Source organism: Pseudoalteromonas sp. McH1-7 (assembly GCF_013366255.1).
Classification (GTDB): domain Bacteria; phylum Pseudomonadota; class Gammaproteobacteria; order Enterobacterales; family Alteromonadaceae; genus Pseudoalteromonas; species Pseudoalteromonas peptidolytica.
On record NZ_JABWPQ010000007.1, the window covers coordinates 50,507 to 68,110 of the forward strand.

General features: G+C 47.6%; 2 protein-coding genes (1 of these 2 running past the window's edge). Both read right to left on the reverse strand.

The window, feature by feature from the left end:
- Nucleotides 1-6,753: the 5' portion of a non-ribosomal peptide synthetase gene (locus HUZ36_RS06700; protein ID WP_176032420.1), read on the reverse strand. 3,075 nt of this gene lie to the left of the window's left edge; the window shows 6,753 of its 9,828 coding nt (coding positions 1-6,753); the start codon lies at nt 6,751-6,753; its stop codon lies beyond the left edge, outside the window.
- Nucleotides 6,753-16,679 carry a non-ribosomal peptide synthetase/type I polyketide synthase gene (locus tag HUZ36_RS06705; RefSeq protein ID WP_176032421.1) on the reverse strand — a complete coding sequence of 3,309 codons (9,927 nt, stop codon included), beginning with the start codon at nt 16,677-16,679 and terminating at the stop codon, nt 6,753-6,755. The genes HUZ36_RS06700 and HUZ36_RS06705 overlap by 1 nt, the downstream gene beginning before the upstream one ends.
- Nucleotides 16,680-17,604 lie beyond the last annotated feature (925 nt).

Here is a 17,604-nt window from a genome sequence, read left to right on the forward strand (position 1 = left end):
GAGTACTTCATGACGTGCAACAATCGCGCTTAACGCTTGTGTTAAAGCGTCAATATCTAAGGCACCTTCACACCAATAGCTCGCTGGCATATGGTATTGCACACTTTGCTCATGTAACTGGTCGATCAACCACAAACGCTGCTGAGCAAAAGACAAAGGTAACGCTTGGGCCCTTGATACCGGCTCAATGGTATTGCTGTGCGCAATCATCGAACTTGTCGTTATCGCTTCAGCAAATGCTGCAATACTCGGTGCATCAAAAAGTTGTGGTAAGGTGATATCTCGCCGCTGCTCACTGCGCACTCGGCTTATCACTTTAATGGCCAGCAGCGAATGCCCGCCTAAGTCAAAGAAGCTGTCGTTAATACTCTGTACTTGGCTCGGCAGAAGCTCGCGATATAACTCAAGTAAATAACGCTGTATGTCCGTGAGCTTAGATCCATCAATTACCTCGGTGACCTCATGGCTTTTCGCCTGTGCCTGATAGGCAAGCTGTAATGCTTGCTTGTCTACTTTTGCGTTTGCAGTCAGCGGAATATCAGCAACGATATCCAGTGCAGCGGGTAACATGTAACTGGGCAGCGACTGCGATAAAGCTTGGCGCAACTGCACAAGTGTGAGCTTAGCCTCGTCATGTAAGACCACATGAGCCACTAGGCTTTCTTGCGCTTCATCAACACTCACAGCGCAGCTTTTTACTTGTGTCAACGCGTCGATTTGATGAGCGATTGCCACAAGAGAAATACGGTAGCCGCGCAGTTTGACTTGCTCATCTAACCGCCCCAAATAACAAAGATAGTCTGCCTCACCGCGCGCATTCGCCTGCCACTTTGCCTTGTCGCCACTGCGATACCAACGCATGCTTGAAGTACCAGACGTAGGCACTGCTTGCTCAACAAAGCGTGTTTGCGTCACACTCGCGAGATTAATATAGCCTTCACACACCCCATCTCCCGCAAGCCAAAGCTCTCCAGGCATATTAGGTAAAGCCAGCTGACCAAACTCATCGACTACCGCAAGGGTCATATTATCGATAGCATGACCAATCGGCACTTCCTCATGACCCGCTAACAAGTGGCGCGACTCAAGGCTTACAGCATAGATACTACAGCCGACTGTTGCCTCAGTTGGGCCATATTCGTTTATCCACTGAGCATTAGGGAGCTTATCCATCAGCTTATCAACCAAAGCTGCGCTCAACCCTTCACCGCCAACCACAAATCGGTGAGCAATATTGCTATAAGTTTGTGCGTCACTTAATGCGAATACCGCGCGTAAGTGAGCTGGTGTTAACTTGAATAATTTAGCTTCCGTCGCGGCAAAAATCTGTTCATGTAATGCAGGCAACAATTCAGCGCCCGTGGGGAGCAGCTCAAGCTCTCCGCCTCGCATTAAAATAGGCACTAAGGCGGTCACCGTCGCATCAAACGCCAGCGGTGTACTAAGTACAGCTTTGGTTATACCGCCGGATTGTGGCAGGTAGCGCTGAGACGCAAAACGTAGATAATTATTGAGGTTGCCATGACTAATGGGCACCCCTTTTGGCTGCCCGGTTGAACCTGAGGTATAAATAACATAAGCAAGCTCGGCCTCGTTAAATGCTGCTGCGTCTTCATCTACCAGCAAACTGGTATCGTAAAACGCAAAATTCCCCTCGGCTTCAAACAAATCATCAAGCAACAAAAAGTCACTACCGGCTTCAATCAAGCGCTCGGCATCTTCACTTAGTGCCAGCGTCAATACGATGCCTGCATCATTCATGATGTAGGCTAAGGTATCGGTTGGCATGTCATGATGAATGGGCACATAGGTATGGCGCGCTTTTAATATTGCCAGCACCGCAGCCACCATGTAACTGGAAGACGGCAGTAAAATAGCAATGCGACTTTGCTCAGCAAATGCCATTTCTAATAAGCTATTAGCAAGTTGATTCGCGCATTTTTCTAAGGTGAGATAACTACAAGAGAACTCCCCCATGCGCACCGCAGTCTGTAGTGGAACCTGAAGAGCCGCCTGGCTAAACTGAGTCACCCATGGCTGTTGCTCTGTCACTTCTACTGCAACACTTTGCTGCTGTTTTAATAGCGCTAACTGCTGCTCAGCGGGCCACAATGACAATGCTGACAGCGGGACATTTGGCTCTGCAAGACATTGCGATAACACATAACAAAACTGCTGATGGAAACTAACCACACTCGCTTCTTGCCATAAATTGCGGTCATAAAGCCATTCAACGCTGAGTACATCCCCCTCATCTATCACAGCAACTTCCAAATCTAGTTTGGCACCGCGTACTTTACTTTGGCAAGGCGTCACTTCCAATTGTTCTAGCGTAAGGTTTTCATTTACCTGATTATTTACCCGAAACACGATTTGATGCAGCGGATGTTGAGTGCTTGAGCGTTCAATGTCTAGCTCATCCACTAACACATCGAAGGGAATATGTTGGTGTTGCAACGCGTCGTTTAGTAAGCCTTGAGTTTGCTGTAGCGCTTGGGTAAAGCAGGTGTCTTCACTCCACGTGCTCCTTAGCACTAAGGTATTGATAAAGTTACCAATCATACTTTCAAATGCTTTAAGGTGACGCCCTGATACCGGCGTCCCGACAACCACGTCGCGCTGTTGAGAAAAGCGGCTTAACCACAAGGAAAATAGCGTTTGCAGTAACACAAATAAGGTTTGCCCTGAGCGAGTTTGATACGCTCGAAGCGCACTGACCAGCGCTGCAGGTATGGGCTCAATCACTAACGCGCCGCGCGCAGAAGTTGTTGCTTCTCTGCGGTAATCAAGCGGTAGTTCATGCCCCTTGGGCAGACCTTGTAATTGCATACGCCAATAATCGAGCTCCTGTTGCCATAGCGAACTCTGCTCCAGCTGCTGTTGCCACATTACATAATCAACATAATGCACCTCTTGCAATGTTGGGGTGTCGCCACTGAGCGCGGCTTTGTATGCCTGTTCTAACGCTTCGCTCAAACAAGCAATAGACCAACCATCGGCTGCGGTATGATGTAAGGTGATCACAAGGGTAGCCTGCGTGGTTTGCTGCTGATAAAGACTGGCGCGTAGCATCAAATCACGGCTTAAATCGAAGCTGGTTGCGTAATCTTCTGCGATAGCCTGCTCTAACGCATGCGCTTGTTGCTCAGCGGATTTATCAGTCCAGTCGTGCTTAGCCAAGGCAAATCGAGCATCAAGATTAACGCTTTGATATGGCTCTCCTTGCGCATTTTGATGGTAATTAAACGCCAAGACCGGATGTTGCTTAATCACAGTCATAAAGGCTTGCTCTAAGGCCTCAGCATTCAGCTTGCCTTTTAATTGGAATATGCCCTGTAGATTATACTGGTTGCTGTGTCCTTGCAGTTGATCAACAAACCATAAGCGCCGCTGTGCAAATGACAAAGGATAATTGGGCTGTGATGGTGCAGGTTGTAGACTTGGTAATGAAGCTTGAGACTGAGAGTTAGCCAACATCTCACTTAGCTCAAATACGCTAGGATTGGCAAATACTTGCTTTAAGCTCACCTCCACTGAGAACTGAGCTCTTAGCTCATTGAGCAATTGCATTGCCAATAAAGAGTGACCACCGATGCTGAAAAAGCTATCGTGCAGCCCCACTTCTGGTGCGCCTGTTAAGGTTTGATAGAGCGCGATTAACTGTCGCTGCAACGCACTTGTTACTTCACTACTTTGGCTTTGAGAAGTTAATGCCAAAGACTGTAATTGTTGGCGGTCTATCTTGCCATTACTCAGGGTGGGTAAGTGCTGGCAAAGCTCTATCCAGCTTGGGATCATCGGCTCAGGCAAGCGACGCTTCAAGCCTTGGCGGATAGCCTCGCGCAGATTAGTTGCGGCGCACTGGCTGCCATCAATACTTACCACAAAAGCAACCAAGGCATCTTGTTTGCCGAGCTTGCGCACCACGACTGCAGCCTGCGATACCTCATCAAGCGCCACCAGTGCAGCTTCTATTTCATTAAGGTCAACGCGGTAACCGCGAATTTTCGCTTGTTTGTCAATTCTACCGAGAAATTCAAGCTCGCCGCTCGCATTCAGCCTAACGCTATCACCACTGCGATAAAAACGCGCGCATTGGACACTATGTTGCAAGCTACTTGTAAACTGAGCTGCGGTCTCTAAAGGCGCATTTATATACCCTTTGGCGAGGCTCGGCCCGCCAATATAGAGCTCACCGGGCATACCTGCGGGTGTTAGCTTCCCCTGTTTGTTGAGTACGCAGGTAGCAACATGTGTCAAAGGCGTACCGATTGGGTAACTGTGGCCGGTTAGCTTGCTGTCAGTCACTTCATGACAAATCACCCCAACACAAGCCTCCGTCGGACCATAATGGTTGAAAATACGCGCCGCGGGCGTCAGCGCGCGAATGCTATCAACAAGCTGCTCACCTAACACTTCTCCACCTAACACCCACTGTGAAATAGCGGGCTTTTGCTCCGTAAACTGAGGCAACAGCACGGTGGCAAAAGAAGGGGTTAATTTTATTAAGTTAACTTGCTCAGCCACTAACTTGGCTGCGATTTGGGCAGGCTCTGGCGCTTGGCTTGCAAGAGTCAACACCACAGTGCCGCCATGAGTAAGCACCGGATACACAGCCGTTAAGCATAAGTCAGTGGCAAGTCCTGTGACCACGCCCGCTCGCGTATCTTGGTTGTAACTCAATCTCGCCGCAATACTGCTGCAATAGTGGCTCAGCGCGCCATGGCTGATCTCAACCCCTTTGGGCACACCAGTAGAGCCAGAAGTAAACAGCACATACGCGCTATCATCAAAACTTGGTGAATAAGTTTGCTGCGGCGCTCCTTTGTTTTGGTTCAGCTCACTATATTTAATAACCTGGATGTCAGCTTCATGTAGCGCTTGGCAAAGAGGCGTTTCGACACTTACCACCACCGTATTACACTCAGCTTGCCCTAGCATTTGTAGCGCTCTTGCAGTGGGCATATTGCCATCAATAGGTAGATACGCGCGGCCACTTTGCATTACGCCAAGCATAGTGACAATGTCACTCATATCACCCGTAGTTATTAGCGCAATGATTGACGCTGGAGCATCTAAGTTGTTGGCAATTTGTAGGCTTTGATCTTGTAGCTGCTGATACGTCAGGGTGCGTGATGCTTCGCCATTGGTATTTGGCATAACCACTGCAATCGCCTCACCTTGAATTTGCGCTATATCTCTGATTGCTTGAGGCACAAGCGCCGGCTGGCTGATGTTGTGATTGATATCCGCCGCCTTTGCCGATACGCTCGTTGATTTGAGCACCAAGTCATCAATCGGCAGCGTTTCTTTAGCACAGTAGCACTGGACGAGTGCCAAATAATCATCGGCAAATTGCTGGATAAGCGCATGGTCATAAAGGCCTGTTGCATAAACAAAGTCACACACAAAGGCATCATCTGTATCATCAACAGATAGGGTTAAGTCAAATTTCGCAGTGCCATTATCAAGAGCAATTAACTCGGCTTCTAATTGGCTGTTTACCGACACCTTATTACTGGCCACACCATTGTAGTTAAACAATATTTGGAACAAGGCGGAATGCGCTGCGGATTTGGGTAGCTCTAGCGCTTCAATGATGTCTTCCACGGCAACGTTTTGATTACTAAGCCCTTGCAATACTTGACCTTGTAGTGCCTTAATCGCCTCACTTATGGAGTGTTCACCGTTTATCTGCATTCGCAATGGCAAGGTATTAATAAAGCAGCCAAGCATAGTTTCAAACTCGCTTTGCTGACGATTTGCAACCGGCACCCCTAAGGTAATATCGGTTTGCTCACTGTAGCGATAAAGCAAGATGTAAAACACGCCCAGCAAGGCGCTAAAATGTGTTACGCCATCGCTGTGGCAAGCTTTATCTAATCGTTGTATTTGTTCTGCGTTAAACGAACAACGAACTGTGCCACCTTGGTACTGCTTCTCTTTTTTCCTGGGATAGCTGGTGGGTAATTCAAACGGTGTAAATGCCTCTAACTGCTCAGTCCAATAAGCCAATTGTTGTTGATAGTCTGGGGATTGTCTTAATTGCTGCTCCCAGTGCACATAATCCCCATACTGTAATACTGGAGAGTCAAGAGGCTCCTCGGTTAGCTCACGTAGCAGCGCGTTAATAAACACAGTCACGCTCCAACCATCACTAATAATATGGTGCATATTTATTAGTAACCAGCGACAAGCGGTGTGAGAGTTGCGCACTAATGCCGTCACTTGTAGTAACGACTCGCTGGCAAGATCAAACTGATAGCGCACCGCCTGTTTAATCGACTCAGGCAGCTGATTGGGCAGCGCGTCCTCATTAACGCTCATCACCGTAATTTTCATCGCCTCTGCAGGTTCAATTTGCTGAACCACCCTCCCTTCAACCGTGGTAAATCTTGCTCTTAAAATATCGTGCTTAGCTACCAAGCGGTTCAAGGCTTGTTCAATGTCCGTGACTAAAAATGGCTGCGATAATTTAACGAGCCCAGCCATATTGTATGCCTCGGTGCCTCCTTCATACTTATCAATAAACCACATTCTTTGCTGCGCAGCAGATAGCGCAGTAGATTGCTTTTGTTGCCCCTGAAGGTAGGTGATAAGCGCAGTTTTGTGCGCCTTTATCTTCTCCATAATAGCCTCAGGCACCTGCCCAAGCGGTGTTCTAAGTTTTAATTTATCCTGCTGTAAATAAACATAAATCTGTTGACGGTCAAGCTCATCTAACCACTGTTTTATTGCAAAGTTATCCATCATTACAAGTCCATCTCCGTCATGGATTTATCACGTAGTGCAGCGCTCAAATCACGATCGCTCACAATATCACTGACTTTTTCTACATTTGGAGTTTGCGCTTCCAATACCATGGCATCATGGGCTTGTTTCAGCGCTTCTATACACTCGGCAAGCTCTGCAATACAGGCATGTTCAAAGATGTCGCCAATGGTCAATTTAATATTGAAAGCTTGGTTGAGCCTCGATACCAACTGCATGCCAATCACTGAATTGCCACCGCTATCCACAAAACGTGCTGTGACGCCCAACTGCTCAACTGGGAGTAGCGAGATATAGTGCTGATGCAGCTGTTTTTCTATTTCAGTGCGGGGAGCCAAGGTGCATATTTCTGAGGCTTCTTCTGTCACAGGCTTTGGCAGTGCTTTGCGGTCGCGCTTACCATTTGGCGTCATCGGCCACTGACTTAACCAGACAAAATGCTCAGGCACCATGTAACTTGGTAACCACTCACCAAGCGCTTGGCGCAACCGAGGTGAAGACCACTCGGTAGATAACTCACCATCATCAAAGATATACCCACATAGACAAGAGCCTGTTGCTAGTGTTTGCACACAAACATCGACTTCACCGCTATTGAGTATCCGCCCCAAGTGATGGCTAATATCACCAAGCTCTATGCGGTGACCATGAAGCTTAATTTGGTTATCTAAGCGCCCTTTTACTTCAAAACGACCATCAGCCAAACGCCTCGCTTTGTCTCCCGTTTTGTATAAACGGCGGCTAATAGAAGCTGTAAATTGATGATTGATAAAGCGCTGCTGGGTCAGATCCGCTTGATGTAAATAGCCCATAGCAACGCCACTACCACCAATGTATAACTCGCCCCATACGCCATCGGGTAAAGGTAGCCCTTCACCATGACCCTCGGTTGGGAGCACAAATAAGCTGGTATTTTGTATCGCTTTATCAATGGTTACCTCTGCGGCATTATCGATATGTGCCACCGCCGACCAAATAGTGGTTTCGGTTGGCCCGTATAAGTTATAAAGCGCTTTACTGTTGCTGAGTAGCTGCTCGGCTAATGCCTGAGGTAAAGGCTCACCACCACTCCACACTTTGATGCCAGAGGTACATGCTGGCGCCGCATTTAGCAGTAATTGCCATAACGTTGGCGTTGCCTGCATTACAGTTACTTGTTGCTGCTCGATAAGCGCGCCAAGCACAGCAGGATCGCTAATACTTTCATCACTTGCCAGCACCACAGACGCACCAACCAGTAATGGCCCAAACAATTCTAGCAAGGCAATATCAAATGCCACCGTGGTGATAGCCAATAAGCGGTCATCTGCCACCAGCCCCGGCTCACGACACATAGATGCAAGCAAATTAGCAAATGCCCCGTGATTGACCTCAACGCCTTTGGGTAACCCCGTAGAGCCAGAGGTATAAATCACATACGCTCGCTGCTGAGCTTGAATTAGTAAGCTTGGGCTGCGAGTCGCACTTTTGGCAATTTCTTCCGCATCGCTATCCATGCAGACTCGCTTTAAACCACCATGGTTGAATAACGCAGACTCCGCACCGGTGGCATCACACAGCACAACTTTCACTTTGGCATCATGCAAAATATGCGCGATGCGCTCGTCAGGAAAGGTAAGGTCAAGTGGTAAAAATGCCGCCCCTACTTTCATCACCGCCATAAGTGCTATCAATAGCTCCGCCCTGCGTGGTAATGCTACTGCCACGATACTATTAGGCGTTACCTGTTGCTTCATCAAGTAGTGAGCGAGCTGATTAACACGCGCATCTAGCGCTTCATAACTGAGACTCACATCATCCGTTACCAATGCTGTACGCTTGCTGCAACGCGACACATTGTGCTGCCACGTTTCAATGAAACTCGTCGCGACTTTGACCGATTTTTCTTGTTGCAGTGGCAACTCAACCAATCGATACACATCATCGCTACTTTGCATCAGCTCATTTTGAGCCCCTATCGGTGTACTACTCTGAACTTGCGACAGCAAATGGACAAACTTAGCCACATACTGAGTCATTAATTCAGTATCAAATTGCGCAGTGTGATATTCCACTAACAGTGACCACTGCCCCGCAATACAGGTCATATTTGTCGTCAGTTCAAATTGGCCAAATTTAGCGACACTTGGTTGCACCTCAACTTGCAGCCCGTTAAAGCTCGGCAAAGTGGTAACTTTATCTAGATTAAACAAGGTGCTAGGTAGAATAAGCTGGTCATCAGCAAGGCTTGCATATGGATGAGTTTGATGATCAAAGGCATCAAGTAAAATATTTTGCACCCGCTGTACTAGCTCACCGATAGTGCTAAGGCCTGCTATATCAACCACAATGGGTAAGATATTGGTGCAATAGCCCAGTAACGCTTGGTCGAGCAACTCAGGCTCAAACTGTGATGCCAGTCGCTGCCTATCTGATACCGGCACACCGACACTTATTACCGTCTGGCCGCTTAACTTGTGTAGCCACAAGCAATAAAGTGCAAGCATGGTTGCAAATTGCCCACAGCGTAAAGACTGGGCAAGGATCTCAGTGTTGCGGATTGCATTCGATGAAATGGGTAATGTAAGTTGATTAACTTGGAATGAAGCCGTACTCACCGCCATTGATTTTGGCAGCTCAAGCGGAGTTGAACTGGCTAAGCAGTGGTGCCAAAAAGCTTGGTTTTTGGCAGCTTCCGGTGAATGTGAATATGCCTGCAAGCTATCAACGTAGTGGCTAAAGGAAACCGCTCGGCTTGCCGCCTCATTTTGCTTTACATCTTGATTGTAGCGCTCAGCAATCGCTGCTAACGCCATTTGTAGTGACAGCCCATCGCAGATCACATGATGGGCCACCACACTTAAATAGTGCTGCGCTTTGCCATCACTCAACAATGCCACTCTACTAAGTGGGTCTTTTGCAAAGTCAAACGGTTGATAACGCAGTGCAGATAACCGCGCCTGCAATGCTGCTTGGTCGTCTTCGCTCCATGATTCAACATGCAGCTCGGCTTTTTCCACTCGACAATATTGCATTAAGCGCTCACTATCAACACCAAAACGCAAGATTGTGAAGTCGCGGCAGAGCGCAGTAACGGCTTGCTGCAACCGCGCTAAGTCGAGCTTACCGGAGAGCTTTACCGTCGCTTGTAATTGATATGCGCTCGCTCCATCGCTTGAGGTCAATGCCAGCGCTAATAGCTGTTGCTGGCTATGGCTAAGTGGAAATGCAGCGGCGTCATCACTTTGGCTCGCTTCACCAAAATAACCCGCACGTTTTAAGCTAAGTACACTGGCTTCAACTGCGTTTATCACCGCAGCAATGTCTTCATCTGTATGGGCAGCGCTGAAAAAGCAGTTACGCCCTTCCCAGATAAACACACCGCGCTCTAGCATTTCATAAAAGAACACATCAAGATTTTGCGAAAAGCGAAAACGGAATAATGAGGCAAACGCTTCTATTCGAATGGGTACATCATGGGTTTCAAAAAACGCATTGAGATGTGCTTTAAATGCCGCGGTTTTGTCGTTGATCCCTTGTTGTAACGCTGGACCTTGCGACTTAATCGCTTGCAACACCGCTTTGGCGCTTGCCATGGTCATTGGGTGTTTACAAAAAGTTCCGGCGAAGAAGGTGGTATCGGTCAAAGGGTAAGAATCATCTCCGTATTGCCAATTGCCGCCGTCAATGGCATCAAGATAGGTGGCTGCCCCCGCGACCACACCGATAGGCATACCTCCACCGACGATTTTGCCGTAGGTTGCCATGTCGGCCTTAATACCAAGCAAACCTTGAACGCCACCGGGATGTGCTCTAAAGCCTGTGATCATTTCATCAAAAATAAGGGCAATACCGTGTGCTTCAGTGAGCGTACGAAGTTTACGTAAAAACGCCCAAGGCTGATTTTCAGGATGACGGCTTTGTACCGGTTCAACAATCACCGCGGCAATATGTTGTGCCTCTCGGGTAATGATCTCAAGCGCTTCATTATCACCATAAGGTAAAACAAGATTATCGGCGATTGCGCCGTAGCGCACTCCAGCACACATTGCCTCTACGCCGTGCTCTGGCGATTCAGTTGCTAAAGTACCATCATAGTGACCATGGTACGCATCTGAGAACTGAACAATTTTATCGCGCTTGGTCACTGTTCTTGCTAGGCGTAGCGCTGTCATTACCGCCTCTGTACCAGAGTTACAAAACGATACCCGCTCAAGCCCAGTCAGCTCACAGATAAGTGCGGCGACCTCTGGCGCATCGGGACTTGCCAGTCCCAGCTGCATCCCTGCTTCAAGCTGCTGCGCCAGTGCAGCTTTGATAAAGTCAGGATTATGACCAAATAAGTTAGTACCAAAGTCCATAGTGATATCAATATAGCGATTGTCGTCGATATCCCAGATATATGCGCCCTCACAGCGCTTAGAAAACACCGGATAAAGTAGCTCTTTGCTCGACAGTCTAAAACCCGCCGACGCACGGCAATCCGCAAGGCGTGCGCGATATTCGCTCACTAGCGCTTTTGAACTGTGCGTTTTCGCAATGTAAGAGTCACTCAATGTAGCAAGGTGTTGACGTATGGCTGGGCTGCTATTGGCATGCTGCACTTGTTTTTGCTGTGCGCCTGGCAGCACAGATTGAGCGCTGCTTGGCTGGGGCTTTGATACCACAGTTGCTGTTGTGGTGACTGCACTGTTTTCAATTTTTACGCCCTGAATATGGCGTAACTGCTGACCCACCACGACCTCTAACGCAGCTCTTGCTTCAGCGTTGGTCACTGTGCTTGCCGCCTGTAATTGCGCCTGACAAATGGCAACGAGTGTGTGGCTGTCAGCCTCTACAGCGCTACCTTTTGGCGTATCCGTCGTTACCGATACAGGTGATGGCGAACTGCCAGCTTGTTGAGGGTTTTGCGGCGCTTTGAGATAGTCACTATGGCGTTGAATATAGGCCACTAACTTATCGACATCGCTGAGCTCTTGATAAAATTGACGAACACTAAACTCTAAACCGAATTCCCGCTCATATACTCTAACGGCCTGCATGATCATCAACGAATCAACCCCCATTTCTAGCAACGGGAGGTTAGTTTGGATAGCATCAGCGGGCATCGACAAGAGTCCCGCTAAGGTACTGAGCACAAAGCTGCGAATTTGTGCATCACGGTCACTTGTATCCACCACAGTCAGAGCTTCGGGCTGTGATTGTTCAGTACCAAAAACCCAGTATGAGCTGCAATCAAATGGGTATTGCGGCAAACTCACTCTAGCGTTCGGACGATTGCCATACACCTGTAGCCATTTGAGCGCCCCGCCTAAATCGAGGTATGTGCCTAAACACTCGGCGAACCTCATGCAGTCATCGCCTTTGGGGTGCAATACATGGGCATAATTGAGCGCTTTGTTATTACTGTTTTCTTGTATTAAGCCACTCAAAATAGGTTTGGGACCAAGCTCAAAAGCTAAGCCATGCTCTAGTGACTCAAGCTCGGTTACACAGTCAGCAAAGCGAACCGGTGCCATAATTTGTTCAACCCAATACTCAGCTGTTGCAATGCGTGCGGTCTCTACTTGCCCCGTCATGGATGAAACAAAAGGCAATTTAGGCTGTTGAAAGCTAACCTGTTCAGCGACTTCCCTAAAGGCGTCTAGCATAGGGCTCATCAGTGGAGAATGGAAAGCGTTTGCCGTATGCAGAGATGTTACTTTAATTTGCTGTGCTGCAAGTACGTCACTGAGGGCTGAGATTGCTTCCTCAGCACCGGAGAATACCACCCCAGCCTCACCATGAAAGGCTGAAATAACCACTTGCCCCTGAATCTCGTTCAAGCAATTACGTGCGGCTACTTCATCACACCTTGCGGCGATCATACTGCCTTTTATCGGTAATTCATGCATTAGCTGACCACGCGCTGCAATCAACTCAACGCTGTCACGAAGCGAAAACACACCCGCAATACAAGCAGCCGCATACTCACCAACGCTATGACTGAGCAGCTGAGATGGCTTTACCCCAAAATGTATCAATAAGTTTGCCACACTGTATTCGACGGCAAACAAGCTCACTTGCGTCCAACGTGTTTGTGCCAGTAGTTCACTATGCTTTTCATCGAATAACACATCCAACAGGCGTGCACCAAAACGTTCCCCAACCAACCTGTCAATGTCATCTAAGTGCCTGCGAAACACTGCGAGGTGTTGATATAAAGAGTGAGCCATCAAGGGGTATTGCGAACCTTGTCCGGTGAACAAAAACGCGACTTCTGGTGGAGTGTTTGCCGAGGACTGTTCAGCAATAATGGGACTATTCAGTTGCGCAATAAGTGCCTCTCTACTCACACCACTAAACGTTTTATGCACACCTTTAAGCGGTACTTGCTCAGCACTTTGTGCGCAGAAGTCATCAAATGCTTGAGGAGTCAAACTCGACAATCGCTCACTATAGTGACCCACGAGTTGTTGCAATGCCGCTTTCGATTTAGCAGCCAGGGGCAATAGATAACACGAAGGCGGTGTTACTTCAGCTTGCGTATAGGGTTTAGACGCTGGCGCTTGTGCGCAGATCACATGGGCATTAGTACCACCAAAGCCAAAAGAGCTTAATCCAGCAGCTCTTATTTCCCCTTGTTGTACAGACCATGCCTGCGTGCTTTGCGGCACAATAAACGGGAGCTTTTGCCATGGAATGTGCGGATTTAACGCCTCACTATAACGCTGCGCAGGAATTTGCCCATGCTGTAAACACAGTAGCGTTTTGATAAGCCCAGCAATACCCGCACCGGACTCAAGGTGACCAATATTCGCTTTTACCGCACCGAGAATAACCGGATTATGACGACTATGGTGCTCTCCGTACGTGCGATTTAATGCTGTGATCTCGATAGGATCGCCAAGCTCCGTCCCCGTACCATGGGTTTCCACATAGTGGATATCTCCCGCCTGCATCTTGGCATTATCAAGGGCGGCATTGATCACCGCCTGTTGCGCGGCACTATTTGGCGCGGTAATACCATTGCTGCGACCGTCTTGATTAATTGCACTGCCTTTGAGTACACCAACAATCGGGTCGTTGTCTGCCATGGCTTGTTGTAGCGGCTTTAGCATCACCACCCCAACTCCTTCACTTCGCACATAGCCATCCGCTGCTTGTGAAAAGGTTTTGCAATGACCGTCTGCTGCTAACATCTGTGCGTTTTCACAGGCCTTGGTCACATCATCGCTCAGAATAAGATTAACGCCCGCCACCAATGCCGCGTTTGTTTCTCCATTTCTTAGTGCTTGAATTGCATGATGAAGCGCCACCAGCGATGACGAGCACGCAGTGTCAATCACCACACTTGGGCCGGTAAAATTAAAACTATAAGAAATGCGGTTTGCAGCAATGCTCAGTGCTGTGCCCGTGCCTAAATACGCGGTACTTTTTTGCTGTTGTTGCGACAATAAAAAGTAGTCATTTTGCGATATACCAACATAGACGCCAATATCGCTACCTGCGAGCGTGGCGGGTTGGTAACCGGCATGTTGTATGGCGTGATAAGCCGTTTGAAGCAGTAATCGATGTTGGGGGTCAATATGCTTGGCCTCAAGTGGCGAGATCCCGAATAATGCAGCGTCAAACTCATCAATACACTCTAGATAACCTCCGAGTCGATCAGCTTCAAGGTTAGGACAAAGCTGCTGGCGCTTCGGATCTGGCGTGGTGATCCCATCGCCTTGCTGACATAACAGCTGCCAAAATGCCTCAAGTCCATTCGCCAAAGGATAACGACAGGCCAAGCCAATCACGGCAATATCTGTATCCGCAATATGTGCAGTTCGGCGAGAGGCTTGCTTCTTATTCGCTTGCTGAGTGGTACCTTTCGACTCGTTAAGCTCAGTCTGCCCTAGAGCTTGAGCAAACGTACTAAACTGACTTAAATACTGGGCGAGTTCGCGAATTGAAGGATATTCGTAAAGTACCGTAGGCTCAAGGTCTAGCTGGTGTACTTCCATTAACTCCCCTGAGATCCGCACCGCTTTCATCGAATCTACACCTAATGCTAAGAATGGCGCGTCGATATCCAAACTACGCGCGGGCTTATCTATTTCTTGTGCGACTAACTCTTGTAATAACCGCTGAATTTGTTGTAGTGACGATGAGGACGATGGCGTCTCAGCTTGCTGTAACACAGCAGCTTCACGGGCGCGCGCAATTGCTTCAACGTTACCTGCTAAGTAACTACGCTTGTTCTCTTGGCGCTGAATTTTACCGCTCGATGTTTTGTGAATGCGACCGGGCTTTATCAATACAATGTCATAAGGCATAATGCCGTGGTGCTCAACGATCGCTGCGGTGATCTGCTGCAGTACCTGCTCAGCATTTAACTTCCTAAGCGCGGTACGTTTTACTTGTTGTACTATCACCAAACGTTCTTCATCGCCATTAGCGGCGACCGAAAACGCCGCGCCACCATTTTGTTCTAAGCTGTCACTTGCTTCTGTCACCGTCAGCTCTATATCTTGCGGGTAGTAGTTTTTACCACGGAAGATAAGTACGTCTTTGGCGCGTCCTGTCACGAACAATTCCCCACGCTGGATAAAGCCTAAATCACCAGTACGCAGATAATCCCGTTGGTCAGCACCTTTAATTCTGGCATGAAACGTAGCCTCGGTTGCCGCGGGGTTATTCCAATACCCTTTTGCTACACTTGGGCCAGTTACCCAAATCTCTCCGGTTTCACCATCATCGCGGGCTTCACAAGACTCTGGATTAACTATCGCAATGCGATGCTCGCCCCAACTCACACCAGAAGATACGGCGTAATAAGGCTGCTGATCATCAGCCTCACCTAGCGCATAAAACGCATCTATTGTACCTTCATCTGCGACTTGTTCGGCTTTACCCTGTTGTAACTTGGCCGCATCTATACGTAATATCCTTGGTTTTTCTAGAAGCCGCCCTCCGGTTGCAAATAAGGTGGTTTCTGCCATGCCGTAACAAGGTGCGATACTCGCTCTTTGTAAACCACATACTTTAAACTTTTGATAAAAGCGCTCTAACGTGCTGGCACGCACTGGTTCTGCGCCGTTTAATGCCGAACGCCAATGAGACAAATCTAAGTCTTTAAGATCTTCGTCTTTAACAGTGTCCACACACAGATCGTAGGCAAAGTTTGGCGCGCTTGACGTTAAAGCTTTGGTTTGGGAAAGCAGCTTTAACCAACGCAGTGGTTTTTGCAGGAAATAAGCCGGATTCATCAGCGCGGCTGTCGCACCGATGTAAATTGGGTGCATAATGCCAAAAATGAGCCCCATATCATGGAAATGAGGCAACCAACTTACGACCGACGAGTTGTTATCATGACCAAACGCTTCTTTCATTAGCGCCTGATTATCAAGAATATTATTGTGGGTTACCATCACGCCCTTGGGCGTGCCCGTCGAGCCTGAGGTATATTGCAAAAATGCCAGTTGCTCACCATGAATGTCTGCACGAGGCCACTGTTGGGTGGTCGATTTAAGAGCAATGTTATCAGTAGTAAATAGTGCTAATTTCGCTAGGCTAGGCTCTGCATCAAGCAATGGCTTGGCGATTTCATTGATTTTTTCACTGGTAAGCGCGCCTTTGGCACCTGCGTCTTCAATGATGGCACGCAGACGATCAACGTTTTGATTCTTCTTAGGAGGATAAACCGGTACCGCAATGATCCCAGCGTATAAACATCCAAAAAATGCTTCTATAAATTCAAATCCGGAGTTGTATAGTAATAATGCTCTGTCACCCGGCTCAAAATATTCACTCAATACCTCAGCAATGGATGCTGCGCGTGCATGCAATTCTTGGTAGGAAATGGTTTTACTTGGTAGTGCCTCATCGTAAAAATACTGATAGGCAATATCTTGAGATCGAGTACGCGCTAAACCCGCGAGTATAGTAACAATATTTGTATTCATGCCATCCCCATAACTTGGTTGGGATTCCTTTGGCAACAGCGCGAGCAATATCTATTTGGCTTGCGACAGTTAACCATCAGTAACGTTGTAAAAAACCAATCAATTACTTAACCACAACAAACACAGTACCTAACATAAGCAGGGAAGCGTTTGTGGGGTATATTTATAAAGGTTAACTAACCGCTAAAACCGCGAGCCAAGTTAATCAACAGCACCTTTTGCTATTTGCTTGCAGCACAACAACATCGCTGTAATTACTCACTGTCATTTTAACACACCAATATGGCAACTTTTTTACTACTAGTAGCAAGAAAGACTGACGACTTCAGAGAATCAAATAGAGTTTAAAAATGAGACCTTTCAACAGCAGGTAAAACAAACACAACGAGAAAACGACTGCGGTTTCACACCAACTACGAGTGATCAGTAAAAAAGGCTAGCACAAGAAACTGATAAATAAAGCAATATATTAACAAAAAAGTAAATTTATTCATTACACTAGATTACACTCAGTTAATTTTAAGATTTTTGTATGACATATTTAAAGGCTATTGCGCTTTGAGGTTTATTTTTGCAATAGAAAAGTCTATCAAACACTCAACTAGGATTACTCGGCGGTCAGTCGCACGTTATAGCTAAAGCGTATTAAGAGGAACTAACAGAAGGATTAACGAATGCCATCTAGTCGTAACACTTGTTCAAGTTGAAGGAGTAAATAAAAAGACCAGCACATATCTTTGTACTGGCCTTGGTTTATTTAGTCGTTGGGTTATACCAATTCTCTTAATTAAGTGGTCTATTTTGAGGCGAGAAAATCTTGTCGATAACACCGCTTCCGCGCCCTGCTCACGCCGAGGTACCTACGTCCTGTAGGCAAGGCAAAAATTCTGCTATTTAATTGTTCTAAATAAGAAATTTTTAACGC

Coding starts and splice junctions, on each gene's coding strand:
- HUZ36_RS06705 (WP_176032421.1), bottom strand. CDS start 16,679: ATGAATACAAATATTGTTACTATACTCGCGGGTTTAGCGCGTACTCGA.